Origin of the sequence: Pseudonocardia sp. Ae505_Ps2, from assembly GCF_001932425.1 — a bacterium.
GTDB lineage: Bacteria > Actinomycetota > Actinomycetes > Mycobacteriales > Pseudonocardiaceae > Pseudonocardia.
Genome location: NZ_MCIP01000001.1, coordinates 2,576,247 through 2,603,132 on the forward strand (window position 1 = coordinate 2,576,247; position 26,886 = coordinate 2,603,132).

Below are 26,886 nucleotides of genomic sequence, written 5' to 3' on the forward strand. Positions count from 1 at the left end.
CAGAGCATGAGTCGTCTGGTCGTCGTCGGGAACGGCATGGTCGGCCACCGCCTGGTCGCCGCCGTACGGGACCGTGACACGGCGGGGGACTGGGAGATCACCGTCCTCGGCGAGGAGACCCGCCGCGCCTACGACCGGGTCGCCCTGTCCTCCTACGTGGACGGCAAGTCGGAGGAGGAGCTGCGCCTCGACGACGACGAGCTGCGCAGCGATCCGCTCGTCACCTACCACCTCGGCGACGCCGTGGCCTCGATCGACCGCGACGCCCGCCGCGTCACCACCGCGTCCGGCCGCACCCTGACCTACGACGCGCTGGTGCTCGCCACCGGCTCGTACCCGTTCGTCCCGCCGGTGCCCGGCAAGGATCTGCCCGGCTGCTTCGTCTACCGCACCCTCGACGACCTCGACGCGATCAAGGCGGCCGCCGCGGCGGCAGCCGACGACCCGGCCCGCAAGGGGCGGCCGTCGGCGATCGTCGTCGGCGGCGGGCTGCTCGGCCTGGAGGCGGCCCGCGCGATGCGGCTGCTCGGGCTGTCGCCGCAGGTCGTCGAGATCGCGCCGCGGCTGATGCCGGTCCAGGTCGACGAGGGCGGCGGCGCGCTGCTCAAGCGGCTGGTCACCGCCCAGGGCATCGCCGTGCGGACCGGGGTGTCGCTGTCCGCGGTGTCCGCCGACCGCGGTCGGCTCGTCGGAACGCTCTCCGACGGCGTCGAGCTCGACGCCGACCTCGTCGTCTTCTCCGCGGGCATCCGCGCCTCCGACCAGCTCGCCCGCGACTGCGGCCTGCCGGTCGGCGAACGCGGCGGGGTCTGGGTCGACGACCGCTGCCGCACCTCCGACGACGCCGTGTGGGCGATCGGCGAGTGCGCCGCCCTGGAGGGCCGCACCTACGGCCTGGTCGCGCCCGGCTACGCGATGGCCGAGGTCGTCGCCGACCGGCTGCTCGGCGGGCAGGCCCGGATGACGCCCGAGGAGCTGGACATGTCCACCCAGCTCAAGCTGCTCGGCGTCGACGTCGCGAGCTTCGGCGACGCGCACGCCACGACCGAGGGCGCGCTGGAGATCGTCGTCAACGACCCGGTCGAGGGCACCTACTCCAAGCTGGTCGTGTCCGACGACGCGTCCACGCTGCTCGGCGGGGTCCTGGTCGGCGACGCCTCGCGCTACGGCTCGCTGCGCCCGCTGGTCGGGTCCCGGCTGCCCGACGACCCGGTCACCCTCATCTCGAAGGGCGGGGCCGAGCCCGACGCGTCGGCGCTGCCGGACTCCGCGCAGATCTGCTCGTGCAACGCCGTCACCAAGGGCACGCTGTGTGCGGCGATCGCCGACGGCGCGCACACCGTGCCGGAGCTGAAGGCGTGCACCCGCGCGGGCACCACCTGCGGCTCGTGCGTCCCGGCGCTGGCCCGGATCCTGGAGCAGCAGGGTGTCGAGGTCTCGAAGGCCCTGTGCGAGCACTTCGACCACTCCCGCGCGGAGCTGTTCGAGATCGTCGCCGGGGCCGGCATCCGGTCGTTCTCCGACCTGGTCGCCCGCTTCGGCCGCGGCTCGGGCTGCGACATCTGCAAGCCGGTGGTCGGGTCCATCCTCGCGTCGCTCTACAACGAGCACGTCCTCGACGGTGAGCGCGCGACGCTGCAGGACACCAACGACCACTTCCTCGCCAACATGCAGCGCAACGGCACCTACTCGGTGGTCCCGCGGATCGCCGGTGGCGAGGTGACCCCCGAGGGCCTGATCGTGATCGGCGAGGTCGCCCGCGACTTCGGGCTCTACACCAAGATCACCGGCGGGCAGCGGATCGACATGTTCGGCGCCCGCGTCGAGGACCTCCCCGCGATCTGGCGACGCCTGGTCGACGCCGGGTTCGAGTCCGGACACGCCTACGGCAAGTCGCTGCGCACCGTGAAGTCCTGCGTCGGCACGACGTGGTGCCGCTACGGCGTGCAGGACTCGGTCGGCCTCGCCGTCGAGCTGGAGCTGCGCTACCGCGGGCTGCGCAGCCCGCACAAGCTCAAGTCCGGCGTCTCCGGCTGTGCGCGCGAGCGCGCCGAGGCCCGTTCCAAGGACTTCGGCGTGATCGCCACCGAGCACGGCTGGAACCTCTACGTCGGCGGCAACGGCGGCTTCACCCCGCGTCACGCCGAGCTGCTCGTCTCCGACGTCGACACCGAGACGCTCGTCCGCACCATCGACCGGTTCCTGATGTTCTACGTCCGCACCGCCGAGCGGCTGCAGCGCACCGCGCCGTGGATCGAGGCGATGGAGGGCGGGCTGGACCACCTGCGCGCGGTGATCGTCGACGACTCGCTCGGCATCTGTGCCGAGCTCGACGCCGCGATGGCCCGCCACGTCGACTCCTACGCCGACGAGTGGGCCGGCGTCCTGGCCGACCCGCAGAAGCTGGAGCGGTTCGTGTCCTTCGTCAACGCGCCCGACACCCCCGACCCCACCGTCCGCTTCGTCGAGGAGCGGGGACAGAACGTCCCGGCCCCCGGCCGTCCCGACGAGCCCGTCCTGATCGGCCTCCCGGAGGTGTCCTCCCGATGAGCACCCAGCTCGACGCGTCCACCACCACCAGCACCGCCAGCACCATCGCCACCAGCACCGGAGCGACCACGACCGCCGCGCCCGCCCCGGCCGGGACCGAGCCCACCGGCTGGCTCACGGTCTGCCTGGTGGAGCGGTTGCAGCCCGGCCGGGGTGTCGCCGCACTCGTCGGCGACACCCAGGTCGCGTTGTTCCGTCTCGCCGACGGCTCGGTGTACGCACTGGGCAACATCGACCCGTTCACCGGGGCCGCGGTCGTCTCCCGCGGCATCGTCGGCGACCGCGGCGGCGAGCCGACCGTCGCCTCGCCGCTGTACAAGCAGGTCTTCGCCCTGCGCGACGGCCGCTGCCTGGCGGGTGCCGACGAGGGCGACGCTGTGAGCCTGCCCGCGTTCGTGGTCCGGGTGATGGGCGAGGAGTTGCAGGTCGGGCTACGGTGAACACCCCTTCCCGTACCGTCGTGCCCACCACCACCCGCGACGCTCCCGGCCATCTCCGCGCGTCCTCCGCGCCGGCCGGCCGGGACATCGGAGGAACGGAGAACCGGTGACCCGATCCGCCGCACGAGACGTCGCCGCCGCGCCCGACGCGGCGGCGGTGCCACCGCTGGCCGGGTTCACCGTCGGGATCACCGCGGCCCGGCGCGCCGAGGAGCTGGCCACGATGCTGGAGCGCCGCGGCGCCACCGTCCAGCACGGGCCCGCGCTGCGCATCGTGGCCCTCGCCGACGACGCCGACCTGGAGAACCGCACCCGCGAGCTCGTCGCGGCACCACCGGACATCACCGTCGCGACCACCGGGATCGGCTACCGCGGCTGGATCGAGGCCGCCGACGGCTGGGGGCTGGGCGAGGAGCTGCTCGTCGCGCTCGGCCGGTCGGAGATGCTGGCCCGCGGGCCCAAGGCGCGCGGCGCGATCCGCGCCTCGGGCCTGGTCGACGCCTGGTCCCCGGAGTCGGAGTCCACCGCCGAGGTGCTGGAGCACCTGCTCGACCGCGGCGTCGAGGGGACCCGGATCGCTGTACAGCTGCACGGCGAGCCGCTGCCCGACGTCGTCGACGCGCTGGAGATGGCGGGCGCCGAGGTCGTGACGGTGCCGGTCTACCGGTGGGCACCGCCGCTGGACCTCGCCCCGCTGGACCGGCTGATCGACACCACCCTGACCGGCGGGATCGACGTCCTGGCGTTCACCAGCGCCCCCGCCGCGGCCGGGATCCTCGCCCGTGCCGGGGAGCGGGGTCTGCGCGAGGACCTCCTCACCGCGCTGCGCGGCCCCGTGCTGGCGCTGTGCGTCGGCCCGGTCACCGCGGCACCGCTGGAGGCGCTCGACGTGCCGACCGTGCAGCCGCAGCGCTCCCGGCTCTGCGCGATGGTGCGGACCTGTGAGTCCGTCGCCCCGGCCCGTGCCCGCAGGCTCCCGGTCGGCGGCCACCAGCTGGAGCTGCGCGGATACGCGGTGCTCGTCGACGGCAGGTTCTGCCCGCTCCCGCCGACGCCCATGGCGTTGCTGCGGCTGCTCGCCAGGCGGCCCGGCCGGGTCGTGTCCCGCGCCGAGCTGCTCGCCGCGCAGCCCGGTGGGGCGGGCGACGAGCACGCCGTCGAGAACGCCATCGCCCGGCTCCGCGCCGCACTCGGTGTCCCCGGCCTGGTGCAGACCGTGGTGCGCCGCGGCTACCGGCTCGCACTGGAACCCGAGCACGGCGCGCACTGCGCCGAGGACCCGGAGGTGACCCGGTGACCGGACTCCCGCTGCTGCTCGTCGCGCACGGGTCGCGCTCCGACGCCGCCGACGCGGTGATCCGGTCGCTCGCCGAGGCCGTCGCCGCGCGCGGCCCGCAGGTCGAGATCTGCTACGTCGACGTCCGCGGTCCGAAGGTCGTCGACGCCGTGATCGGGCTGCAGGACCGCGGCCACGACGGCGCCGTCGTCGTCCCCGCGTTCCTCGCCGCCGGCTACCACGTCCGCACCGACCTGCCCGCCCAGCTCGCCGAGGCCGGCGCCGACCCGGCCCGGTTCACGGTGACCCGCTCCATGGGGCCCGACCCGCTGCTCGCCGCCGCGGCCCTGGACCGGTTGCGCACGGCCGGCTACCGCGACGGCGACGCCGTCGTCCTCGCCGCGGCCGGCTCGTCGGACCCGTCCGCGGTCGCCCAGGTGCACGCGAGCGCCGGGATGCTCGCCCGCCGGGTCGGCCGTCCCGTCCCGGTCGGGTTCGCCGCCACCGGCAGCCCGTCGGTGGCCGAGCTGGTCACCCGGCTGCACGACGCCGGGGAACAGCGGGTCGCGGTCGCGTCCTGGCTGCTGGCACCCGGTGTCTTCCAGACACGGCTGCTCGGATCGGGCGCCGACGTCGTCGCCGACCCGCTGGGCGTGCACGACGACGTGGTCGCCGCCGTCCTCAAGCGCTACGCCGCCGGGGCCGCCGCGGTGCTCGCCGCCTGACCGTGCCCCGGCCCGACCCGGACCTGGTCGCCCGGCTGCGGGCGGCGGGCTGCGTGTTCGCCGAGGACGAGGCGGCGCTGCTCGCGACCGCGGCCGACGGCCCGGAGCGGGAGGCACTCGTACGGCGTCGTATCGCCGGTGAACCGCTGGAACACGTCCTGGGCCGGGTGGACTTCGACGGGCTGAGGGTGCGGATCACCCCCGGGGTGTTCGTGCCGCGCCGTCGCAGCGAGGCACTGGTGCACGCGGCCGTCGCCGCGCTGCCGGACCTCGCTCCCGGGCACCGACCGCTGGTGGTCGACCTCTGCTGCGGCTGCGGTGCGCTGGGCCTCGCCGTCGCCCGCCGGGCCGCCGCCGACCGTCACGGCGCCGACCGTCATGTCGCCGACAGTCGCGCCGCCGACTCCCGCGCCGTCGATCTCCACGCGGCCGACGTCGACCCGGTCGCCACCGCCTGTGCCGCGGCGAACCTGGCCGGGATCGGGACGGTGCACACGGGCGACCTGTTCGCCGCGCTCCCCGGCCGGCTGCGGGGCCGGGTCGACGTGCTCGTCGCGAACACCCCCTACGTGCCCAGCGGCGCGATCGCGTCGATGCCCCCGGAGGCCCGCGACCACGAGCCCCGCGCCGCGCTCGACGGCGGCGCCGACGGCCTCGGCCCGGCCCGCCGCGTCGCCGCCGGGGCGGGGGAGTGGCTCGCTCCCGGCGGGACGCTGCTCATCGAGACCGGCACCGCACAGGCGCCGGTGCTGGCGGAGGTGTTCACCGCGCACGGGCTCACCGCCCGGATCGGCACCGACGACGACCGCGGCGCGACCTGGGTGCAGGGCCGCGCTCCCCGCTGACCGGGGCGTCTCGGTCGGCGACGACGGGTCACCCGGTGGTGATCACCAGGCGTCCGGGCCCGTCGGCGGTCCAGGCCCGCTCGACGTCGGCCAGCTCCGCGGTCCGCACCGGCACGTCGAGACCCTCGGTGACGACGGCGTCCAGCAGCCGCGGCAGCTCGGCGAACAGCAGCGCCGGGTCGATGCTCCCGCCGCCGCTGCCGGTGACCTCGATCCGGCGGGCGCGCAGGATCGCCGCGTCCAGCTCGACGGTCCGCCCGGCGAGCGAGCCGATCTGCACGTAGCGCACCGGCCGCCCGCCGTGCTGCAGGCTGTCCGAGCGCAGCGCGTCGAACGCCGCGACCGCGACCGGGCCCCACAGGTAGTCGAGGACGACGTCGGGACCGCCGTCGAGCGCGGCCACGAGCGCGGCCGTCGTCGCGGCGGGGTCCTCGCCGATCCGGATGCCGACGACGCGGTCGTCGGCGCAGACCCGCTCCAGCGCGGCGGGGTCGCGCCCGGCCGCGACCACCCGGCCCGCGCCGTGGTGCAGCGCGATCCGCACCGCCAGCGAGCCGGAGGCGCCGGTCGCACCCAGGACCAGGACCGTCCCGCCGGTCGGGACACCGCGGTCGGCCAGCGGCATCCACGACGACATCGCCGGGTTGACCACGGCCGCGGCGAGCTCGGTCGGCAGCGCGTCCGGGACGGGCACGGCCCAGCCGGCCGGGACCAGTGTGCGTTCGGCGATCGTCCCGTACGGGTCGGGGCAGCCACCGGTGTAGACGCGGCGGCCGTCGAGCTCGGCGATCCCGTCGACGCCGGCGACGAACGGCAGCCGATCCCCCGCGGAGTAGTGGCTGCCCGCGGCGACCGAGCGCACCAGCTGGTGCACCCCGGCGGCGAGCATGCGCACCTCGACCGTCCCGGCGACCGGATCGGGATCCGGGAAGTCGGCGTACGCGGGCGGGGTGGTGAACGACGTGACGACAGCGGCCTTCATGGGGCACCTCCGTTGAACATTGTTCAAATCCAGGTGGCCTACACTCCTCTGAACACTGTTCAACGTCAAGGGGGGCCGGTGGCGCTGCACCGCGAGGCCATCGTCGACGCGGCGTTCGAGCTGCTCGCCGACGGCGGGCTCGACGCGATCACCGCCCGCGCGCTGGCGGCTCGGCTCGGGGTGCGTGCGGGCGCGCTCTACTACCACCTGCCGGACATGGCGGCGCTGCGCGACGAGATGGCGACGCGTGTCGTGCGGCGGGTGCTGCAGCGCGTCGGGGAGGCGGCCGGGTCGGACTGGGCGACACTGTTGCGGACCGCGGCGGCCGGCACCCGGGACACGCTGCTGGGCTACCGGGACGGGGCGATGCTCGTCGCCGGCACCCGCCTGCTCGACGACGAGGCGCTGCGCTCCCTGGAGGTGCCGCTGGCCGCGCTCGTCGCCGCGGGGTTCGCCCCGCTCGACGCCCAGCGCGCGCTGGCCACGGTGAACGCCTACGTCGTCGGGTTCGTGATCGAGGAGCAGGAGCGCCGGGACCCGGTCCGCGGCGCCGCGTACACCGCCGAGCACCGCCGGGCCCGGCTCGACCCGGATGCGCAGCCGCTCAGCCACGCCCTGAGCGACGAGGTCGTCGCACTGCCGGAGGGGGCCTTCACCTGGGGGGTGGAGGCGATCGTCGCCGGGATCGGCGCGCGCCGTGGCGGGTGAGGCCGGTCAGCGCCTGCGGTGCTCACGGGGCAGCCGGCCGTCGACCATCAGGATCCCCTCGGCCCGCAGCCGGGCCGCCTGCTCGGCGGCGAGGTGCGGGGCCGAGCGCCCGTCGGAGCGCAGCACCCGGTGCCACGGCAGGTCGTGGCCGTCCTCGGCGAGGATCCGGCCGACCAGACGCGCCGAGCGGATCCCGGCGAGCTCGGCCACCTCGCCGTAGCTGAGGGTCTGCCCGGGCGGGATCGACCGGACGACCTCGCGCACCCGCTCCAGGATCTCGGAGTCCACGCCTGCAGTCTGACGCTGTCGGTGCCCCGTGGTCTCATCGCCCCATGAGCCGAACAGCCACCGAGCAGGCGTCGCCGCGCCTGGTGCGTGCGGACCCCCGGCCCGCTCCCGCGCGGGAGTGGACCGGTGCCGCCGCGCGGGTGCTCGCGCACGAGCGCGGCGCGCTGCGGGTGCTGGGCGGGCCGGGCACGGGCAAGACGAGCCTGCTGCTCGACGCGGTGGTCCGGCGCATCCGGGCCGGTGAGCCGCCCGGGTCGGTGCTCCTGCTGGTCGGCAGCCGCCGCGCCGCGGAGGAGCTGCGGGGCCGGCTGACGTCGCTGCTCACCGCGGGCGGCGGCGAGCTCGCCGGGGACTTCGGGGTGCGCACCACCCGTGAGCTGCTGGTGCGGACCGTGCACTCCTACGCGTTCGGGGTGCTGCGGCTGCACGCCGCGCGCCACGAGGACCCGCCGCCGCGGCTGCTGGCCTCGGCGGAACAGGACGTGGTGGTCCGCGAGCTGCTCGCCGGGGAGATCGACGGCTGGAACGGCACCGTCCCCGGCTCGGGCTGGCCGGAGCGGCTCGACCCGGCCCTCGGACTGCCCGGGTTCGCCGCGGAGCTGCGGGAGCTGCTGCTGCGGGCGGCCGAGCGCGGGCTGGGTCCGCGGGAGCTGGCCGAGCTGGGGCGTGAGCACGGGCGTGAGGAGTGGGTCGCCGCGGCCCGGTTCTTCCGCACCTACGAGGAGGTCACGTTGCTGCGTGGGTCGGCGGGGCGGGGCGCCCCGCAGGCCACGGCGCCTGCGCTGGACTCGGCCGAGCTCGTCGCCGCGGCGCTGGACACCCTGGCCGCGGACCCGGACCTGCGTGAGCAGGAGCGGCGCCGGGTGCGCCACCTCCTGGTGGACGACGCGCAGGACCTCGACCCGCAGCAGATGGAGCTCGTCGCGGCGCTGGCCGAGCACGCCGGTTCCACGCTGCTCGCGGGCGACCCCGACCAGGCGGTCCTGACCTTCCGCGGCGCGGACCCGCAGGGCCTGACCGTGCTCGACGCGCCCACCGAGGTCCTCACCGTCGACCACCGCCAGCGGCCCGGGGTGCGGGCGGCGGGCCTGCGGGTGGCGGAGAAGCTGCCGGGCGCCGGGGTGGCCCGGACCCGGCGCGGCCCGGAGCAGGACGACGGGGCCCCCGAGGCCCCGGACGGTCCGGACGGCCCGGACGCGGCCGGGGTGGGTGAGGCCCTGCAGGTCCGGGTGTTCGGGTCGCCGTCCGCGGAGGCCGGCTGGATCGCCGACCGGCTGCGGCGCGCGCACCTCGTCGACGGGGTGCCGTGGTCGGACATGGCGGTGCTGTCGCGGTCCGCGCGGCGCACCCTGCCCGCGCTGCGCCGGGCTCTCGCCGCGGCCGGGGTCCCGCTGGCCGCACCACCGGACGAGGTGCCGCTGCCGCGCCAGCCCGCCGTCGTGCCGCTGCTGCTGGTGCTGCGCGCGGCCTGGCGACCGTCCGCGATCGACGCCGACCTCGCGACCGCCCTGCTCACCTCACCGTTGGGCGGCGGTGACCCCATGCGGATGCGACGGCTGCGCCGCGGCCTGCTGCGGATGCACGCCGCCGCGGGGCACGACGTCCGGACCTTCGCCGACGACGACCGCGTCGAGGCGGGTGAGGTCGACCCGGCCGCGGCGAGCAGCGATCCGCTGCTGGTCGAGATGCTGCGCGACGCGGTCGCGGGCCGGCCCGACCCGCTGCCGATGCTCTCGCCCGCCGAGGCGGCACCGATGCGCGACGTGGGCCGCCTGCTCGACACCGCCGCCCGCTCCAGCGGTGCGGGTGACCAGGTCGAGGAGACGCTGTGGAAGGTGTGGCGGCGCACCGGTCTGGCGAAGCGCTGGAGCGAGGCGAGCGCCCGTGGGGGGCCCGGCGGCGCGGCCGCCGACCGGGACCTCGACGCGGTGCTGGCCCTGTTCGACGCGGCCGCCCGCTACACCGACCGGCTGCCCGGTGCCGACGTCGGCGGGTTCCTGGAGTACCTGCTCGACCAGCAGCTGCCGGGGGAGACCCTGGCCCCGCAGGCCCCCCGGGGCGGCGCGGTCGAGCTGCTCACCGCGCACGGCGCCCGGGGCCGGGAGTGGACGGTCGTCGCGGTGCCCGGGGTGCAGGAGGGTCTGTGGCCCGACGTACGGCTGCGCGGCAGCCTGCTCGGCCACGAACGGCTCGTCGACCTCGTCGGCGGGGTCGCCGCCCCCGACGACGCGGTCTCCCGCACGGCGCCACTGCTCGCCGAGGAGCGCCGGCTGTTCTACGTCGCCTGCACCCGTGCCCGGACGACGCTGCTGGTCAGCGCCGTGCAGGGGGAGGACGAGCAGCCCTCCCGGTTCCTCGACGAGCTCGACCCCCGCCCCGCCGACGCCGCCGAGGCCCGCCCGGTGCACCGGCCCGAGCGGTCCCTGGTGCTGGCCGAGCTGGTCGGGGAGCTGCGTCGCGCCGTCACCGAGCCCGACCACGGCGACCCGGGGCGCGCCGCGCGTCGTCGCCGGGCGGCGACCCAGCTGGCCCGGCTCGCCGCGGACGGCGTCCCCGGGGCCCATCCCGACGACTGGTACGGCGTCGCCGAGCTGTCCGACGGCGCCCCGCTGCGCGCCGAGGGCGAGCTCGTCCCGATCTCCCCCTCCGACGTCGAGACGATCGCCGGCTGCCCCCTGCGGTGGGTGCTGTCCCGGCACGGCGGCGACGAGACCGGCGCGCTGTCGGCGGTCACCGGGTCCCTGGTGCACGCACTGGTCCAGGCCCGTGCCGCCGGGGCCGACCCGGCGGAGCTGGAGGAGGCACTGCGGTCGGCGTGGCGGCGACTCGACACCGGGGCCCCGTGGTTCGGGCGTCGCGAGCTGGTCCGGGTGCGCGAGATGCTCGCCGCCTTCGACGACTGGGTGCGCCGCAGCCGTGCCGAGGGGCTGGAGCTGGTGGCCGTCGAGCAACCGGTGCAGCTGGATCTGGACGCCGGGGACGACAGCGAGGGTGACGACCCGGGGGCGCCGGACGGCGGCACCGTCTCCGGTGGCGAGACACCGGACGGCCCCGCGCTGCTGCCGGTCGACACCGACGGCGGTCCGGGGCGCGGCGGCGGTGCCGTGCGGGCGGCGCGCCGGGTCCGGCTGCGCGGTCGGGTCGACCGGCTCGAACGCGACGACCAGGGGCGTCCGGTCGTCGTCGACGTCAAGACGGGGAAGACGGCCACCTCGGCGAAGGCCACCGCCGAGCACCACCAGCTGGCCGTCTACCAGCTCGCGGCCTCGCTCGGCGCGTTCGACGAGCTCGTCGGGGCAGGGGTGGAGCCGGGCGGGGCGCGGCTGCTGTTCCTGGCCGACCGCAAGGCGAGCGGCGAGGCCAAGGAACCGCAGCAGGCGGCGCTGCGCCCGGAGGAGATGGGGCACTGGCGGGACGTGCTGATGACCTGTGCCGAGGACTCGGCAGGGGCGGTGTTCGTCGCCCGCGCCGGGCCGGACTGCGACCGCTGCCCGGTCCGTACGAGCTGCCCCGCGGTCGAGACGGGCCGCACGGTGGTGGACGGGTGAGCGGGCCCGGCCCCACCGAGCGGACGCCCCGTCGGTCAGGGCCGGTGGTCAGGTCACGCGCGCCGGTCGGGCCCGGCGGTCGGCGACGCGGTCGATGACCAGCGCCGCACCCAGCCCGAGCGCGACCGCGGCGCAGAATCCGCCGACGGTGTCGGTGGCGTAGTGCGCCCCGAGTCGCACCATGCCCGCGCCGACGGTGCCTCCGGCCAGCAGCGCCGTCGCGGCCAGGGTGGCGACGGCAGGTCCGGTGCGGGCCACCGGCAGCAGCCCCACCAGCAGCAGGGCGACGACGAGCCCGATCGAGACCGCACCGCCGGTGTGGCCGGAGGGGAACGCGTAGCCGTCCGCGGTGGCGGTGCCGATGGTGCGCCCGATCAGTGGTTTGAGCACCGTCGTCGCGATGCCGGTCAGGCCGGGGCCGACGACGGCCAGCACGGCCAGCCGCGGTCGTCGCAGGTACAGGGCCAGCCCGGCGAGCAGCAGCGCGAACAGCACGACCGTCGGCGGGGAGCCGAAGGTGACCGCGTCCGCGAGCAGCGAGCCCGACCGGTGTCCCAGCGCGTCCACCACGGCGTCGGCGTCGCGGTCGATCCGCCCGGCGGTCGCGTCGCCGCGGTAGGCCCAGGCCAGGACCGCGAAGACGGCGACGGCCGCCGCCACGATCAGTGGCGCCGGCCGTCGCAACGGTCCCAGCAGGGACGGGTCGTCGGGAGTGGGGCGCACCTGGCCCAGGTTAGCCCGCGCTGGCGAGCCCCAGGGCGGTCGCCAGCCGTCGCAGGTCGCCCTCCGGCTCCGCCATCCCGGGCGTGATGAGCTGGGCGCAGACGTGGTCGGCGCCGGCGTCGAGGTGCTCGTCGAGCCGGGCCGCGACCTGCTCCGGGGTGCCGTGCGCGACGAGCGCGTCGATCAGGGCGTCGCTGCCGCCGTCGTCGAGATCGGACTCCGCCCAGCCGAGCCGCTTCAGGTTGTTCCGGTAGTTGACCAGGCTCAGGTAGGGCTTCTCGACGGCCGGGCGACCGAGGGTGCGCGCAGCGGCCGGGTCGTCATCGAGCACGACCTTGTGTTCCGGCGCGATCAGCGCCCCGGCGCCGTAGCGTTCGCGCGTGGAGCGGGTGTGCTCGGGCGTGGTCAGGTACGGGTGGGTCCCGGCGGACCGGTCGCGGGCCAGGTCGAGCATCTTCGGGCCCAGTGCGGCGACCGCGCGGCCGTCGGTGGGGACCTCGAGCTCGTCGAGCCGGTCGAGGTAGGCGACGAGTGCGGCGTACGGCCGGGTGTAGTCGCTGGTGGCCTCCGGGTGCCCGACGCCGATCCCCAGCAGGAAGCGTCCCGGGTGCCGCGCCTCGATGCGGTGGAACGACTCCGCGACCTCGTCGGCGGGGGTGGCCCAGATGTTCACGATGCCGGTCGCCACCGCCAGCGAGGTCGTCGCGTCGAGCAGCGACTCGGCCAGCGCGAGGTCGCCGGGCGGTGAGCCGCCGACCCACACCGCACCGAACCCGAGCTTCTCGATCTCCGCGGCGAGATCGGGGGACAGCCCCGTCTCGTGCCGCCAGACGCCGTACCGGCCGAGGGAAACACTCATGGTGGTGACTACCACCGCGCGGGTCCGATCATTCCCGGTCCTACGATGGCCCCTCCACTACGCGAGAGGCTGGAACAGCAGTGATCGACCTCAAGGCGGCCCGACAGGACCCGGACACCTTCCGCACGGCGCTGTCCCGTCGCGGCGCGTCCGCGGACTTCGACGCCCTGCTGGAGGTCGACGCCCGCTGGCGAGAGGCCACCGACCGCGTCGGCAGCCTGCGCGCCGCGGCCAAGCAGCGGCCCAAGGGCAGGCCCACCCCGGAGCAGGTGGAGCAGTTCAAGCAGGAGAAGGAGGAGCTGCGCGCGGCCGAGGACGCCCTCGCGGTGGCCGACACCGAACGGTCCGAGATCCTCGCCCGCATTCCGAACCTGCCCGACCCGACCGCCGCCGACGGCATGGCGGAGGAGGACGCGGTCACCGTCCGCACCTGGGGCACCCCGCCTGCCTTCGACTTCCCCCCGCGCGACCACCTGGACCTGGCGTCGTCGACGGGCCGGGTCGACATGGCCCGGGGTGCGCGGCTGTCCGGGTCGCGGTTCGCCTACCGCTTCGGCGACGTCGCGCGGCTGGAGATGGCGCTGTTCCGCTACGTCATGGACAAGCTCGCCGGCGAGGGCTTCGTCCCGGTGCTCGGCCCGGTCCTGGCGAACGAGCGGGCGATGTACGGCACCGGCTTCCTGCCGACCGAGGCGTCGAACCTCTACGAGCTGGAGAAGGACGGCCTCTACCTCACCGGCACCTCCGAGGTCGCGCTCGCCGGGATCCACATGGACGAGATCGTCGACCTCGACGCGCTGCCCGCGAGCTACGTCGCGTTCTCGACGAACTTCCGGCGCGAGGCCGGTGCGGCGGGCAAGGACACCAAGGGCATGTTCCGGGTGCACCAGTTCGACAAGGTCGAGATGTTCGTCTACTGCCTGCCGGAGAACTCCCGGGACGTGCACGAGGAGCTGCTCGCCCACGAGGAGTCGATCGTGCAGGAGCTGGGGCTGCCCTACCGCGTGCAGAACATCGCCGTCGGCGACCTCGGCAACCCGGCCGCGAAGAAGTACGACATCGAGGCCTGGTTCCCGGTGCAGGAGCGCTACCGGGAGATCACCTCGTGCTCCAACACCACCGACTACCAGGCGCGACGCCTCAACGTCCGGTTCCGCCGCGAGGCCGGGGCGCCCACCGAGAACGTGCACACGCTCAACGGGACCGGAGCCACCGCCCGCGCGATGCTCGCGATCATGGAGAACTTCCAGGACGCGAACGGGACGGTCACCGTGCCGGAGGTGCTGCGGGCCCACGGCGCCCCCGCGACGGTCGGCACCCCGCCGGCCTGATCGCTCTACCGCAGACGGGGTGACGCGCGCGACCTCCTGACGGAGCAACCGAACGGGGTCCCGTGCGTCCTGCTTGCGTGGAGAAACCGGGGAGTGGTGTGTCGCGGGGCGGGGAACGCCCGGACACCTCGCAGCACACCGCCGTCGGTGGTGGGCGCCCCCTCGGGCCCGACGCCCGTCGGCCGTCCGCCGTGCCGTCTCCCGAGCCGTCCGCTGTGCCGTCTCCCGAGCCGTGGCCGACCGGACGACGGGCCCGGGCGCGCCGCGCGGGCGTGACCTCCGGCGCCGAGATCGCCGAGGCTACCCGCGGGCCGTCCGCCGCCGCCCGGGGCGCCCTACCGGGGCCCGTGTCCCCGGTGCCGCGGGCCCGCGGGCCCGTCCGCGCCGACGGCACCGTCGCGGCCGCGAGCGTCGGGGACGGAGCGGAACGCACCGTGGAGACCCGCGCCGTCGCCGCGCGCCGGTCGACGGGCAGGCACCTCGCCCCGGACGCCGTGCCCGGTCCGCGCCGCGGGCCCCGGCCGCCCACCGCAGCCACGGCGGAGGTCGGTGGCACCGCAGCCAGGCCGGTCCCGCCGCGGACCTCGGCCGAGCCGACCCCCACCGCGCAGATCCCGAGAGCGCAGATCCCCACAGCGCAGATCCCCACAGCGCCGGCGCCGACTCCGCCGGCGTCGACCCCCGTGCTGCGGACCTCGAATGCACGGGTTCCCGCAGCCCCGGGGCCGATCACCACCACGTCCCGCCTCCGCCCCACCGAACGCGGAGCCTGGGCCACGGCCGCCCGGGCCGGCCGCCCGGACCGAGCCGGGCACCCGGACAGAGCCGTACGCCCGGACCGCGCCGTCACCGGCCTGCGCCGCCGGATCGCGCACGGCGCCGGGGCGATGGCGCTGGTGCTCGTCGCCGCCGCCGGGCTGACCTGGACCGTGCTCGTCCCGCCGGACGGCACGGCCGGCGCCGACCCGGCGACGTCCGCGCTGGACAACCAGCTGCCGCCCCCGCCGCCCCCACCTCCGCCACAGCAGTGGCGTCAGGTCGGCGGCGACGAGTTCGACGGCTCCCGCGTCGACCGCTCCACCTGGACCGTCTACAACTCGCCCGGCGGGTTCGGCAATGGCCTGCGCCGCCCGTCCGCCGTCGGCGTCGGCGACGGCCTGCTCACCGTCACCGCTCGCCCCCGGGCCGCGGGCGGGGGTGTCTCCGGCGGCGTCGCGATGCACGACGGACAGCTCTACGGCCGCTGGGAGTTCCGCGCCCGCACCGACGCCGGCACCGGGTACAGCCCCGCGATCCTGCTCTGGCCGGACTCCGAGCGGTTCCCCGACGACGGGGAGCTCGACATGATGGAGATCCCGTTCGGCGACCGGCACGCGGCCACCGCCTTCGTCCACTACGGCGCGCAGAACCACATCCTGTCGACCGCCAGCCCCGGCGACTTCACCCAGTGGCACACCTTCGCGCTGGACTGGCTGCCCGACCGGATCAGCTGGTACGTCGACGGGGTGAAGAAGTGGGAGGTCACCGACCGCCGCGCGATCCCCACCACCCCGATGCACCTGGCCATCCAGCTCGACCAGGGCCCGGCCTCCGGGTGGATCCCCGCTCCGGACGCGTCCACCCCCGACGAGGTGCGGCTGCAGGTCGACTGGGCCCGCGTGTTCGCACCCGTCGACGACGCCGGATAGCGCCCGAGACCGAACCGGGACGACGGCGGGGGCCGGGCACCGCTGTCGGTGGGGCCGGGTAGAACGGTCCCCGTGGACCCCACCCCCGCCGAGCTGGCACGTGCGCTCGGTCTGCACCCGCCGACCGAGGAGCAGGCCGCGGTCATCGCCGCGCCTGCCGGGCCCGCGCTCGTCGTCGCGGGGGCGGGGGCCGGCAAGACCGAGACGATGGCGGCCCGCGTCGTCTGGCTCGTCGCGACCGGCCGGGTGCTGCCCGAGCAGGTCCTCGGGCTGACCTTCACGCGCAAGGCGGCGCAGCAGCTGGGCACCCGCGTCCGGTCCCGGTTGCGCCGCCTCGCCGGGGCCCGGATCCTCGACGACCTGGACCCGTCGGGCGCCCGGCGCGCCGCGCTGCTGGCGGGCGAGCCGACCGTCGCCACCTACCACGCCTACGCCGGGCGCCTGGTCGGCGAGCACGCGCTGCGGCTGCCCGCAGAGCCCGCCGCCCGGCTGCTCGGCCCGACCGCGGCCTGGCAGCTGGCCCACCGCGTCGTCTCCACCTGGGCCGCGGACCTGGAGATCGACCGGGTACCCGCGACCGTCACCGGCTACCTGCTCTCCCTGGCCGGGGAGCTGGGGGAGCACCTCGTCGAGCCGGACCAGGTGCGGCGCCTCGCCGAGCGGATGCTGCCGGTGCTGCAGCACGCCCCGCCCGGCAAGCGGCAGCGCGCCGAACCCTCGGCCGGGTACAAGGCCCGCATCGCCGCGCAGCGGATGCGTTGCGAGCTGCTGCCGCTGGTCGAGGAGTTCGCCCGGCGCAAGCAGGCCGAACAGGCCATGGACTTCGCCGACCAGATGGCCCTCGCGGCCCGCATCGCCGAGGCCGACCCGGAGGTCGGGCGGATCGAGCGTGCCCAGTACCGGGCCGTGCTGCTCGACGAGTACCAGGACACCGGGCACGCCCAGCGGGTGCTGCTCCGCGCGCTGTTCGGCGTGCCGCCGGGGCTCGCCCCGGAGCCCGGCGACGACCCGGAGTACCGCTCGGTCACCGCGGTCGGCGACCCCTGCCAGTCGATCTACGGCTGGCGCGGCGCGAGTGCCGGGAACCTGGCGCGCTTCCGCACCGACTTCCCCGCCGCGGGCGGCGACCCCGCCCCCGTGCACGGCCTGCTCACCAGCTTCCGGAACCCGGCCGAGGTGCTCGTGCTGGCCAACCGGGTCTCCGAGCCGCTGCGGACCGCGCCCGGCGCCGTCCGGGTGGGGGAGCTGCGCCCGCTCGACGGTGCGGGCCCCGGCGACGTGCGGGCCGCCCTGCTGCCCGACGTCGCGGCCGAGGTCGCCTGGACCGCCGACGGCATCGCCGAGCTCTGGCACGCCGGCCACGCCGACGGCACCCCGCCCACCGCCGCGGTGCTGGTCCGGCGCCGCTCCGACATGGACGCGCTCGCTGCCGCGCTGCGCGACCGGCGGGTCCCGGTGGAGGTCGTCGGGCTCGGTGGGCTGCTGTCCACCCCCGAGGTCCGCGACCTCGTCTCCGCGCTGCGGGTGGTGTCCGACCCGCTCGCCGGGCCGGCCGCCGTACGGCTGCTCACCGGGCCCCGGTGGCGGCTCGGGATCGCCGACCTGGCCGCGCTGTGGCAGCGCGCCCGCGAGCTCGTCCCGCACCGCCCGGCGCGCCCCGGGCCGCTGTCGGCCGCCGACCTGGCGCTGGGGGCACTGCCCGGTGAGCAGGCCGAGCAGGCCGGTCTCGTCGACGCACTCGACGACCCGGGCGGCCCGGAGCGCTACTCCTCGGCCGGGTTCGACCGGATCCGGCGCATCGGCCGCGAGCTCGCCCAGCTGCGCGCCCGCACCGCTGCCCCGCTGACCGACCTGGTCGCCGACGTGGAGCGGACCCTGCTCCTCGACGTCGAGACGGCGGCCCGTCCCGGCCCCACCGGCCGCGCGCACCTCGACGCGTTCGCCGACGTCGTCGCCGACTTCGCCGCCGGCGCGGACGTGCCGTCGCTCCCGGGCCTGCTCGACTACCTGGAGACCGCCGAGCAGGCGGAGGAGGGGCTGACCCCCGGCGAGGTGGAGGTCGCCCCGGACCGGGTGCAGATCCTGACCGTGCACGCGGCGAAGGGGCTGGAGTGGGAGGTCGTCGCCGTCCCGCACCTGGTCTCCCAGGTCTTCCCCGGTCGCAAGATGTCCGGGTCCTGGCTGAAGGACCCGGCCGCGCTGCCGGTGCCGCTGCGCGGCGACGCCGACGACCTGCCCGGTCTGCACCTGCCCCCTCCGGGCGCCGACCGCAAGCAGGTCGAGACCGCGCTCGACGACCACGACGACGCCCTCGACGAGCGCCGCCTCGCCGAGGAGCGCCGGCTGTTCTACGTCGCGCTCACCCGGTCCGAACGGGTGCTGCTGGTGTCCGGGCACCGCTGGCCCGCGACGGGGGAGCGGCCGAAGGAGCCGTCGGTGTTCCTGACCGAGCTCGCCGAGATCCTGGAGGGGCCCGGCGGCTCCGAGGTCGGCGTGCTGGAGCACTGGGCGCCCCCGCCCGAGATCGACGCCGGGAACCCGGCGCTCGGCGTCGAACGGACCGCTCAGTGGCCGCCGGACCCGTTCGGCGACCGCGCCGACGACGTGCGCTCCGGGGTCGAGATGGTCCGCGCCGCGCTGCGCGCCCGGCGGCCGAAGCGGCCGCGCCGCGCCGCGCAGACCGACCAGCTCGCACTCGAGCTGCCCCCGGCCCCCGACCCGGAGTCCGGGGCCGGCGTGGTCGACGCGGAGGGGGATCCCGAGGGCTGGGCCGCCGACGTCGACGTCCTGCTCGCGGAGCGGGCCGCGGCCGCCCAGCGGCCCACGGTGTCGCTGCCCGGGCGGCTGTCGGTGAGCCGGCTCGTCGAGCTCGCCGACGACCCGGACGCGCTCGCCGTCCGCCTGCGTCGTCCGGTGCCGATGCCGCCCAACCCGCACGCCCGCCGCGGCACCGCCTTCCACGCCTGGCTGGAGCAGCGCTTCGGTGCGGAACGCCTGCTGGACATCGACGAGCTGCCCGGCGCCGCCGACGAGTCGGTGTCCTCGGAGGCCGACGCGACCGAGCTCGCCGAGCTGCAGGCGGCGTTCGAGGCGTCGGAGTGGGCGGACCGCCGGCCGGTCGAGGTCGAGGTGTCGTTCGAGACGGTGCTGGCCGGGGTCGCCGTGCGGGGCCGGATGGACGCGGTGTTCGCCGACCCCGACGGGGGCTGGACGGTCGTGGACTGGAAGACCGGCGGCCTGCCCGCCGAGGACCGCAGGCAGGCGGTCGGGGTGCAGCTGGCCGCGTACCGGTTGGCGTGGGCGGCGCTGCAGGATGTCGAGCCCGACCGGGTGCGGGCGGCGTTCCACTACGTCCGCGAGGGCATCACCCTGCGCCCGGCGGACCTGCTCGACGCCCGCGCGCTGCACGACCTCGTCGCGGGAGTGCCGACGGTCCCCGCCGAGCCATAGTCATGGTCCCACCGCGGACCGTCGCGGCACCGTCTCGCGGCATCGGCATCGGGGCCGGCATCGGGGCCGGGCGCGGGTGCGGACGCCGGCCCCAGCCCCGGACAGCGGAGAGCCCGCGCCCCCGGTGACGGGGGCTCGGCGCGTGGGGTGGTTCGGGTCGGTGTGGCTGTCGGTGTGGCCTGTCAGTGTGCCTCGGCCTTGGCGATGCCGGCACCGGTCAGGGACCGGACCTCCATCTCGGCGTACTTGCTGCCGTCGTGGCGCTTCTGCCCGATGTAGGTACCGACCACACCGAGCAGGAACGACAGCGGGATCGAGACCAGACCGGGGTTGGCCAGCGGGAACCAGGCGAAGTTCACGTCCGGGAAGATCGAGGTCTCGGACCCCGAGACGACCGGCGAGAACACGATCAGCACCAGGGTGCTGATCAGTCCGCCGTAGATCGAGTACAGGCCGCCGGTCGTGTTGAACCGCTTCCAGAACAGCGAGTAGAGGATCGTCGGCAGGTTCGCCGACGCCGCGACGGCGAAGGCCAGCGCGACGAGGAACGCCACGTTCTGGTCCTTGGCCAGGATGCCGCCGACGATCGCCACGATGCCGATCACGATCGCGGTGCGGCGGGCGACCCGGACCTGGGTGGCCTCGGTGTCCTCGACGTTCCCGCGCTTGATCACGTTGATGTAGACGTCGTGCGCGAACGACGCCGACGCGGTGATCGTCAGACCGGCGACGACCGCCAGGATCGTCGCGAACGCGATCGCGGCGATGATCCCCAGCAGCACCGGGCCGCCCAGCGCGGCGGCCAGCAGCGGCGCCGCCGAGTTCACCTTGCCCGGCGCGTTGTTGATCGCCTCCGGACCGACCAGTGCACCGGCCGCGAAGCCGATGACCAGCGTGAACAGGTAGAACAGGCCGATCAGCCAGATCGCGACCTCGACCGAGCGGCGGGCCTCCTTGGCCGTGGGCACGGTGTAGAAGCGCATCAGCACGTGCGGCAGGCCCGCGGTGCCGAGCACCAGCGCGATGCCGAGCGAGATGAAGTCGATCTTCGAGGTCAGCGACTTGCCGTACTGCTGGCCGGGGGCGAACAGGCCCTCGCCCTTGGGCGAGCCGTCCGCGGCGGCCTGCATGATCGCCGAGAAGTTGAAGCCGAACAGCGCCAGCGCCCAGATCGTCATGACCAGCGCGCCCGTGATCAGCAGCACCGCCTTGATCATCTGCACCCAGGTGGTGCCGCGCATGCCGCCGATGAGCACGTAGGCGATCATCACGACGCCGACGACGGCGATCACGACACCCTGGGCGAAGGCGCCGGAGATGCCGAGCAGCAGCGACACCAGCGCACCGGCGCCGGCCATCTGCGCGAGCAGGTAGAAGAACGACACCGCGAGCGTCGAGGTGGCCGCCGCGGCGCGGATCGGGCGCTGCTTCATCCGGAACGCCAGGACGTCGCCCATGGTGAAGCGGCCGGTGTTGCGCATCAGCTCCGCCACCAGCAGCAGCGCGACCAGCCACGCGACCAGGAACCCGATCGAGTAGAGGAAGCCGTCGTAGCCGTTGATCGCGATGGCACCCGCGATCCCCAGGAACGACGCCGCCGACAGGTAGTCACCGGCGATCGCGAACCCGTTCTGGGTGCCGGAGAAGCCGCCGCCCGCGGTGTAGAAGTCGGCCGCGGTCTTCTTCGCGTGCCGGTTGTTGACGTAGAACACGATCCCCAGCGTCACGACGACGAACGCCAGGAAGATCGAGATGTTGAGGGCGGGGTTGCTGTCCGCCGTCGCCGCCAGGACTGTCGTGCTCATCGGGTCCCCTCGATCTCGCCGCGGAGCTTCGACGACAGTGGGTCGAGCACGCGGTCGGCGTAGCGGATGTAGACCACGGTGATCGCGAAGGTCGACACGAACTGCAGCAGCCCGAGGATCAGCCCCAGGTTGATGTTGCCGAGCACCGGGGTGGCCATGAAGTCCGTCGCGAAGCTCGCGAGCAGCACGTACAGCAGGTACCAGGCCAGGAACCCTGCGGTCACCGGGAACACGAACCCGCGCAGCCGCCTGCGCAGCTCCTGGAAGTCGGGGCTCGCCTGTGCGGCGGCCCAGTCGGGAGCGCCCGGCGTCGGATCGCCGGGCTGCTCGTCGGACTCGGTCGTACTCACGTATGCCTCCTTGCACAAGCCACGCACGGCCACGGGACCGGACCCAGGAAAGGGCCTTCGGGCCGTGTGCGGAACCCCACACGCACGCTCCGGGCGACCCAAGATGCAAGCGGCCGACGACCGGACGATCGAGCGCGGCACCGGACGACGAGCGGTCTTGACGACGATGTCGCCGCTACGCTAAAGCGCTCACTCTCGATCGGCCAGATGGAGCCGTAGCATCGTAGCTTCCGCGTCCGACGGAGCGTGATCGCCCAGTGACACTGCGATCATGACGAGGAACGCGCAGGGCACCGACCACAGCGCCGGCTGGGCGAGCAGCATCCCCGCGGTCCCGCCGAGCCCGAGCGCGGCACCCAGTGCCATCGAGCCGAGCGTCGCGAGGAGCCCGGTGACCATCCCGGCGTAGGCGCCCCGCGCGGTGAGCCCCTTCCACCACAGGCCCAGCACCAGCAGCGGGCAGAACGTCGACGCCGCGACGGTGAACGCCGAGGTCACCGCCGCGCTGACGTCGACGCGCACCATCAGCAGGGCCGCCGGGACCACGGCCGCCGACGCGGCCAGCGCGGTCAGCCGCAGCCGGCGCAGCCCCGAGGGCATGAGGTCGTGTGCGAGCGCGCCGGACAGTGCGAGGAGTAGCCCGAGCGAGGTGGCCAGGAACGCGGCGAAGGCGCCCGCGGTGAGCATCGCGGTCAGTGCCGCCGCGGTGCCGCCGCCGGTGACCCGCCCGGGCAGCGTGACGATCGCGGTGTCGGTGCCCTGCGAGAGGTACAGCTCGGGGGTGAGCACCGTGCCGAGGAGCCCGTAGACGATCGGGAACAGGTAGAACGCGCCGAGCATCGCGACGGTGATCGCCGCGGTCCGCCGGGCCCCGCGCCCGTCCGGGCTGGTGTGGAACCGCACGATGATGTGCGGCAGCCCCATCGTCCCCAGCGCCGTCGCGACCAGTACCGACCAGGTCGTGAGCAGCGGCGAGGTGTCGACGGTGCCGAGCAGCGGCAGCGCCCACTCGGCGCCGCCGGGCACCGGCAGCGACGCGTGGTCGCCGCCCAGCTCGGGCACCGCGGCGCCGTCGGGGAAGACCCAGACGGAGTCGGCGGCGGCGTGGTGCGGGCCGGGGGCGAGCGGGACCGGCGCCCCGTCGACGACCACGACGGTCGGCTCGGTCAGCACCAGCTCGGTGTCGAGCCGGAAGTCGACCGGGGTCGTGGCGGTGAACCGGGTGAACTCCGGCGGTGCGGCCATGTCGGCCCGCAGCGCCGGGCCCGCGAGCAGCAGCAGCCAGATCGCGGGCCCGGCGAACAGCAGCAGCTTGAGCGCGAACTGGAACGCCTGCACGTAGGTGGCCGCGCGCATCCCGCCCAGCGCCAGGGTCAGCCCGACGGCGAGCCCGGACACCACGACCCCGACCCAGTAGTCGACGCCGGACACCAGCGTCAGCAGCTGCCCGGCCGCGACGATCTGCGGCACCAGGTAGAGGACCGCGATCACCACGACGACCACCGCGCAGAACCGGCGCAGCGACCGCGACCCGAGGCGGGCCTCGGCGAACCCGGGCACGGTCAGTGCGCCGGAGCGGCGCATCGGCGCGGCGACCAGCGCGAGCATCAGCAGATAGCCCGCCGCGAACCCGACCGGGTACCAGAGCGCCCCGGTGCCCTCCTTGATCACCAGCCCGGCGACGCCGAGGAACGAGGCCGCCGACAGGTACTCCCCGGAGACCGCGGCCGCGTTGAGCATCGGCGAGGTCCGCCGGGACGCGACGAGGAAGTCCGAGGTGGTCCGCATCGCCGCGACGCCCCGTGCCCCGATCAGCACCGTGACCAGCAGCAGGGCGACGACCGCGGCGGCCGTCACGGGCGTTCCGCGCGTTCAGCCCGGCGCAGGTGCCACCACGCCAGCAGCCCGAGCAGCGGATACGGCAGCCAGGCGACCGCGATCCAGCCCAGCGGGAGCCCGCCGACCCGCCACCGGGCCAGGTCCGGCGCGAGCCGCAGCAGCACCGGCAGCCCGAACAACAGCACCGCGGCGCAGGCCAGGGTGACCACGGCCCGGCGCAGCTGGGCCCGGCGCAGGCCGCGGGCCCGCTCGGCCAGCCCCGGGTCGAGCGCCGCGGTCGGCTGCGGGCGCGGTACGGCCGTGGCCCGCTCGGGTGGTGCGCTGACCGCGACCCGGCGCGGGCGGGAGCTCACGGCCGCCCCCGGCCGCTTCCCTGGCCGCCGTCGCCGTCGGGGCCGCGGTGGCCGTCGAGCGCCCCGGCGGTGGCCGCGGCGAGCAGCTGGTCGCGCAGGTCCCGGGCGTGGCGACGGCTGACCGGCACGTCACCGGCGTCGGTGTGGGCGAGGAGACCGCCGCCGGCGTCACTGCGCAGCTCGCGGACCGCGGGCAGGTGCAGCAGGAAGCTGCGGTGCACCCGCACGAAGCTGTGCGGGTCCCAGTGCTCCTCCAGCCGCGACAGCGGTATCCGCACCAGGTGCGAGCCCTCGGGCAGGTGCAGTCGCACGTAGTCGCCGTGCGCCTCGACGAAGCGGACGTCCTCGCGGCGGACGTAGCGGCTGCGCCCGGCGGCCTCCACCGGCAGCACCGCGAGCTCGTCGACACGGGGCAGCGCGGGCCCCGGCGGCTCCGGAGAGCGCACACCGGGGGCGCCCGGCCGGGCGGCCGAGCGGCCCGCCCGGGCCCGGTGCACCCGGCCGAGCGCGTCGGCGAGCCGGTCCGCACCGACCGGCTTGAGCAGGTAGTCGACGGCGCCGAGTCCGTACGCGGCGACGGCGTGCTCCTCGAACGCCGTCACGAAGACGATCTCCGGCGGGGTGGCCATCGCGGCCAGCACGCCGCCGAGCTCCAGGCCGTCCATCCCGGGCATGGTGATGTCGAGGAAGACGGCGTCGAACCGGCCGGTGGGGATCGCGCGCAGCGCCTCGACCGCGCCACCGGCCCGGGCGACCTCGCCGACGTCGGGCGCGTCGGCCAGCAGCGCGCAGATCTCGTCGAGGGCGGGGGCGACGTCGTCGACGGCCAGCACCCGCAGCGGTGCGGCGGAGGGGGCCACCTCAGATCACCACCCCGGGCTGGAACCGCGGGATCCGCAGCACGATCCGGGTGCCCGCGCCGGGCGCGGTCTCGATGACCAGGCCGTGGTCGGGGCCGTAGACCGCGCGCAGCCTGCGGTCGACGTTCACCAGCGCCAGCCCGGCCCCCTCGGCGGTCCCGGCCAGCACGTCGCGGGCGTGCTCGGGGCTCATGCCCGGACCGTCGTCGTCGACGGTGATGACGCAGACGTCCCCCTCGGCCTCGCCGCTGACCTGCACCAGCCCGCCGTCGGCGGAGCGCTCGACGCCGTGCTGCACCGCGTTCTCCACCAGCGGCTGCAGCGCCAGCACCGGGACCGGCACCGGCAACACCTCGGGCGCCACCCGTACCTGCACCCGCAGCCGCTCGCCCAGCACCGCGCGGGCGAGGGTCAGGTAGGCCTCGACCGACCGGAACTCCCCGGCCAGCGGCACGTAGTCGCCGCGTGCGGCCAGCGAGTGCCGGATGAACTCGGCGAAGGTCTCCAGCAGGTCGCGGGCGCGCGCCGGGTCCGAGCGGACGAACGAGGCGATCGTGGTGAGCGCGTTGTAGACGAAGTGCGGCGAGATCTGGGCCCGCAGCGCGCGCAGCCGGGCGGCCTCGGCCTCGGCCTCGCCGTCGGCGAGGCGGGCGCGTTCGAGGGCGTCGGCGACGAAGGCGGCGGCCCGGCGGGTGGCGGCGGACCCGACCTCACCGGCCAGGACGAGCACCGGCCCGTCGCCGACGGGCAGTGCTGTGCGGCCGGCCTCGGTGAGCCGCCGCCCGCGGGTCCGCCCGGCGAGCGCGAGGCCGTCCGCGCGGCCGGGGCCCCACCAGGAGTCGGGCAGGCCGGGCCGGACCAGGCCCGCGGCGTCGGCACCGCAGAGCCCGGCGAGCCGGCGCAATGCCTCGGTCGCGGCGGGGGACCCGGCCGGTTCGCGCAGGCCCGCGGCCACGGCGACGCCCGTCTCGAGCGTCTCGGTCGGGTCCGGACCCGGTGCGGCAGCACCGCGGAACCGGCGTGCGCTCAGCCGCGGCCGCAGCGACGTGCGCGCGGTCGGCGTCGCACGTTCGTGGTCCCCGTCGGCCGACACCTGGGTGAGGATAGGGCCCGCGCGGTCGGTGCGGCGCGACCTGGGCGCTAGCCTGCGCAGGTGATCGGCTCCACCCGGCTCAGCGCACTCGACCCGCATGTCGAGGGTGCGCTGCGGATGCCGGACACGCGGTCGGGTCCGGTGCGCTCGCTGATGACCCGCCTGGTGATCGCGGTGTTCGCGCTCGGCGCGACGACGTTGATCGTCTTCTTCGGGCGCGACGGCTACCTCGACAACAACGGCGCGGGCGAGATCTCGCTGCTCGACGCCCTCTACTACGCGACGGTGTCGCTGTCGACGACCGGCTACGGCGACATCGTCCCGGTCAGCCCGATGGCCCGCGGCATCAACATCGCGGTGATCACCCCGTTGCGGGTGCTGTTCCTGATCGTCCTCGTCGGCACGACCGTCGAGCTGCTCACCGAGCGGTCGCGGCAGTCGTTCCGGATCCAGCGCTGGAGGTCGCGCGTGCGCGAGCACATCGTCGTCGTCGGCTACGGCACCAAGGGTCGCGCGGCGGTGGAGACGCTGCTGGGCGACGACGTGGACCCCGGGAAGATCGTCGTCGTCGACACCGACCGGGCGCGGCTGGACGTGGCGTCGGGGCTGGGGCTGGTCACCGTGTCCGGCAACGCGACCCGGTCCGCGGTGCTGCGCATCGCCGGGGTGCAGCTGGCGACGACGCTGGTCGTCGCCCTGGACCGCGACGACACCGCGGTGCTGGTCACCCTGACCGCCCGCGAGCTGTCCAAGTCCATCTCGATCGTCGCCGCGGTGCGCGAGGCGGAGAACGTGCACCTGCTCCGCCAGTCCGGTGCCAGCTCGGTCATCGTGTCCGACGAGACGGCCGGCCGGCTGCTGGGCGTCGCGACCCGCTCGCCCGCGGTCGTCGAGGTGGTGGAGGACCTGCTCACCCCGGACGCCGGCTTCGCGATCTCCCAGCGCCAGGTCGAGCCGACCGAGGTCGGCGGCTCGCCGCGGCACCTGCCCGACATCGTGCTCGGCGTGGTGCGCGGCGAGCAGCTCCACCGGGTGGACTCCGCCGCCGTCGACGCGCTCGAGCGAGGCGACCAGCTGCTCTACGTCCGCAAGGCCACCCCGCCGGACGAGGAGTAGACCCCTCGGCCTGAATCGGCCCCTTGACCTGAATCGGACTTCAGGTCGCACGGTGGT

Annotated in this window: 21 protein-coding genes; 11 read left to right on the top strand and 10 right to left on the bottom strand. The window is 75.6% G+C overall.

Features of this window, described 5'->3' with window-relative positions; genetic code table 11:
• Positions 1–6 precede the first annotated feature (6 nt).
• The 5 genes from nirB to Ae505Ps2_RS12425 all read left to right on the top strand — a co-directional run bounded on the left by nirB (position 7) and on the right by Ae505Ps2_RS12425 (position 5,836).
• Positions 7–2,550 carry a nitrite reductase large subunit NirB gene (gene nirB, locus Ae505Ps2_RS12405; RefSeq protein WP_075554218.1) on the top strand — a complete coding sequence of 848 codons (2,544 nt, stop codon included), beginning with the start codon at positions 7–9 and terminating at the stop codon, positions 2,548–2,550.
• Complete coding sequence (nirD, locus tag Ae505Ps2_RS12410) at positions 2,547–2,990, top strand: nitrite reductase small subunit NirD (protein ID WP_084786256.1); 444 nt, start codon at positions 2,547–2,549, stop codon at positions 2,988–2,990. The genes nirB and nirD overlap by 4 nt, the downstream gene beginning before the upstream one ends.
• A 106-nt stretch (positions 2,991–3,096) precedes the next feature.
• Positions 3,097–4,287, top strand: a complete 1,191-nt coding sequence (locus Ae505Ps2_RS12415; protein WP_075553634.1) for a uroporphyrinogen-III synthase — start codon at positions 3,097–3,099, stop codon at positions 4,285–4,287.
• Entirely contained in the window at positions 4,284–4,991 is a 708-nt protein-coding gene (locus tag Ae505Ps2_RS12420) for a CbiX/SirB N-terminal domain-containing protein (RefSeq protein ID WP_075553635.1), read from the top strand. The genes Ae505Ps2_RS12415 and Ae505Ps2_RS12420 overlap by 4 nt, the downstream gene beginning before the upstream one ends.
• A gap of 2 nt (positions 4,992–4,993) precedes the next feature.
• Positions 4,994–5,836 carry a putative protein N(5)-glutamine methyltransferase gene (locus Ae505Ps2_RS12425; protein WP_075553636.1) on the top strand — a complete coding sequence of 281 codons (843 nt, stop codon included), beginning with the start codon at positions 4,994–4,996 and terminating at the stop codon, positions 5,834–5,836.
• A gap of 28 nt (positions 5,837–5,864) precedes the next feature.
• On the opposite strand, the gene Ae505Ps2_RS12430 is transcribed toward Ae505Ps2_RS12425, so the two are convergent.
• Complete coding sequence (locus Ae505Ps2_RS12430) at positions 5,865–6,818, bottom strand: zinc-binding alcohol dehydrogenase family protein (protein ID WP_075308119.1); 954 nt, start codon at positions 6,816–6,818, stop codon at positions 5,865–5,867.
• 78 nt (positions 6,819–6,896) lie between these two features.
• On the opposite strand from Ae505Ps2_RS12430, the gene Ae505Ps2_RS12435 reads away from it, so the two are divergent.
• Complete coding sequence (locus tag Ae505Ps2_RS12435) at positions 6,897–7,526, top strand: TetR/AcrR family transcriptional regulator C-terminal domain-containing protein (RefSeq protein WP_075308117.1); 630 nt, start codon at positions 6,897–6,899, stop codon at positions 7,524–7,526.
• A gap of 6 nt (positions 7,527–7,532) precedes the next feature.
• On the opposite strand, the gene Ae505Ps2_RS12440 is transcribed toward Ae505Ps2_RS12435, so the two are convergent.
• Positions 7,533–7,814 carry an MGMT family protein gene (locus Ae505Ps2_RS12440; protein WP_020622958.1) on the bottom strand — a complete coding sequence of 94 codons (282 nt, stop codon included), beginning with the start codon at positions 7,812–7,814 and terminating at the stop codon, positions 7,533–7,535.
• 44 nt (positions 7,815–7,858) lie between these two features.
• Here Ae505Ps2_RS12440 and Ae505Ps2_RS12445 point away from each other — a divergent pair, with 44 nt between their 5' ends.
• On the top strand, positions 7,859–11,362 hold the full coding sequence (locus Ae505Ps2_RS12445; RefSeq protein WP_084786258.1) for an ATP-dependent DNA helicase: 3,504 nt from the start codon (positions 7,859–7,861) through the stop codon (positions 11,360–11,362).
• A 48-nt stretch (positions 11,363–11,410) separates the two neighbouring features.
• Here Ae505Ps2_RS12445 and Ae505Ps2_RS12450 read toward each other — a convergent pair whose 3' ends face one another.
• Together Ae505Ps2_RS12450 and Ae505Ps2_RS12455 are read right to left on the bottom strand one after the other, a co-directional pair.
• Positions 11,411–12,085 (bottom strand): phosphatase PAP2 family protein, encoded by a 675-nt coding sequence (locus Ae505Ps2_RS12450; RefSeq protein WP_139318803.1) that lies wholly within the window; start codon positions 12,083–12,085, stop codon positions 11,411–11,413.
• A gap of 10 nt (positions 12,086–12,095) precedes the next feature.
• A complete protein-coding gene (locus Ae505Ps2_RS12455; protein ID WP_075308111.1) occupies positions 12,096–12,944 on the bottom strand; it encodes an LLM class F420-dependent oxidoreductase in 849 nt (282 codons plus the stop codon).
• Positions 12,945–13,024: 80 nt separating this feature from the next.
• Between Ae505Ps2_RS12455 and serS the strand changes: the two genes are divergently transcribed.
• The 3 genes from serS (at position 13,025) to Ae505Ps2_RS12470 (ending at position 19,413) form a co-directional block, all read left to right on the top strand.
• Positions 13,025–14,275 carry a serine--tRNA ligase gene (serS, locus tag Ae505Ps2_RS12460; protein WP_075308109.1) on the top strand — a complete coding sequence of 417 codons (1,251 nt, stop codon included), beginning with the start codon at positions 13,025–13,027 and terminating at the stop codon, positions 14,273–14,275.
• 215 nt (positions 14,276–14,490) lie between these two features.
• A complete protein-coding gene (locus Ae505Ps2_RS12465; protein WP_139320169.1) occupies positions 14,491–15,963 on the top strand; it encodes a glycoside hydrolase family 16 protein in 1,473 nt (490 codons plus the stop codon).
• 72 nt (positions 15,964–16,035) lie between these two features.
• Entirely contained in the window at positions 16,036–19,413 is a 3,378-nt protein-coding gene (locus Ae505Ps2_RS12470; protein ID WP_075308105.1) for an ATP-dependent DNA helicase, read from the top strand.
• Positions 19,414–19,595: 182 nt separating this feature from the next.
• On the opposite strand, the gene Ae505Ps2_RS12475 is transcribed toward Ae505Ps2_RS12470, so the two are convergent.
• The 6 genes from Ae505Ps2_RS12475 to Ae505Ps2_RS12500 all read right to left on the bottom strand — a co-directional run bounded on the left by Ae505Ps2_RS12475 (position 19,596) and on the right by Ae505Ps2_RS12500 (position 25,713).
• Positions 19,596–21,218: a cation acetate symporter gene (locus Ae505Ps2_RS12475; protein ID WP_075308103.1), complete on the bottom strand. Its 1,623-nt coding sequence runs from the start codon at positions 21,216–21,218 to the stop codon at positions 19,596–19,598.
• Positions 21,215–21,568 carry a DUF485 domain-containing protein gene (locus Ae505Ps2_RS12480; RefSeq protein ID WP_060713141.1) on the bottom strand — a complete coding sequence of 118 codons (354 nt, stop codon included), beginning with the start codon at positions 21,566–21,568 and terminating at the stop codon, positions 21,215–21,217. Before Ae505Ps2_RS12480 ends, Ae505Ps2_RS12475 begins: the two co-directional genes overlap by 4 nt.
• Positions 21,569–21,757: 189 nt before the next feature.
• On the bottom strand, positions 21,758–23,425 hold the full coding sequence (locus Ae505Ps2_RS12485) for a cation acetate symporter (protein WP_075308101.1): 1,668 nt from the start codon (positions 23,423–23,425) through the stop codon (positions 21,758–21,760).
• Positions 23,422–23,760, bottom strand: coding sequence for a hypothetical protein (locus tag Ae505Ps2_RS12490; RefSeq protein ID WP_075308099.1), 339 nt, complete (start codon positions 23,758–23,760; stop codon positions 23,422–23,424). Before Ae505Ps2_RS12490 ends, Ae505Ps2_RS12485 begins: the two co-directional genes overlap by 4 nt.
• Complete coding sequence (locus Ae505Ps2_RS12495) at positions 23,757–24,620, bottom strand: LytTR family DNA-binding domain-containing protein (RefSeq protein WP_075308097.1); 864 nt, start codon at positions 24,618–24,620, stop codon at positions 23,757–23,759. Before Ae505Ps2_RS12495 ends, Ae505Ps2_RS12490 begins: the two co-directional genes overlap by 4 nt.
• A 1-nt stretch (position 24,621) precedes the next feature.
• A complete protein-coding gene (locus Ae505Ps2_RS12500; RefSeq protein ID WP_233147428.1) occupies positions 24,622–25,713 on the bottom strand; it encodes a histidine kinase in 1,092 nt (363 codons plus the stop codon).
• Positions 25,714–25,830: 117 nt separating this feature from the next.
• Here Ae505Ps2_RS12500 and Ae505Ps2_RS12505 point away from each other — a divergent pair, with 117 nt between their 5' ends.
• A complete protein-coding gene (locus Ae505Ps2_RS12505) occupies positions 25,831–26,829 on the top strand; it encodes a potassium channel family protein (RefSeq protein ID WP_226363087.1) in 999 nt (332 codons plus the stop codon).
• Positions 26,830–26,886: the final 57 nt, after the last annotated feature.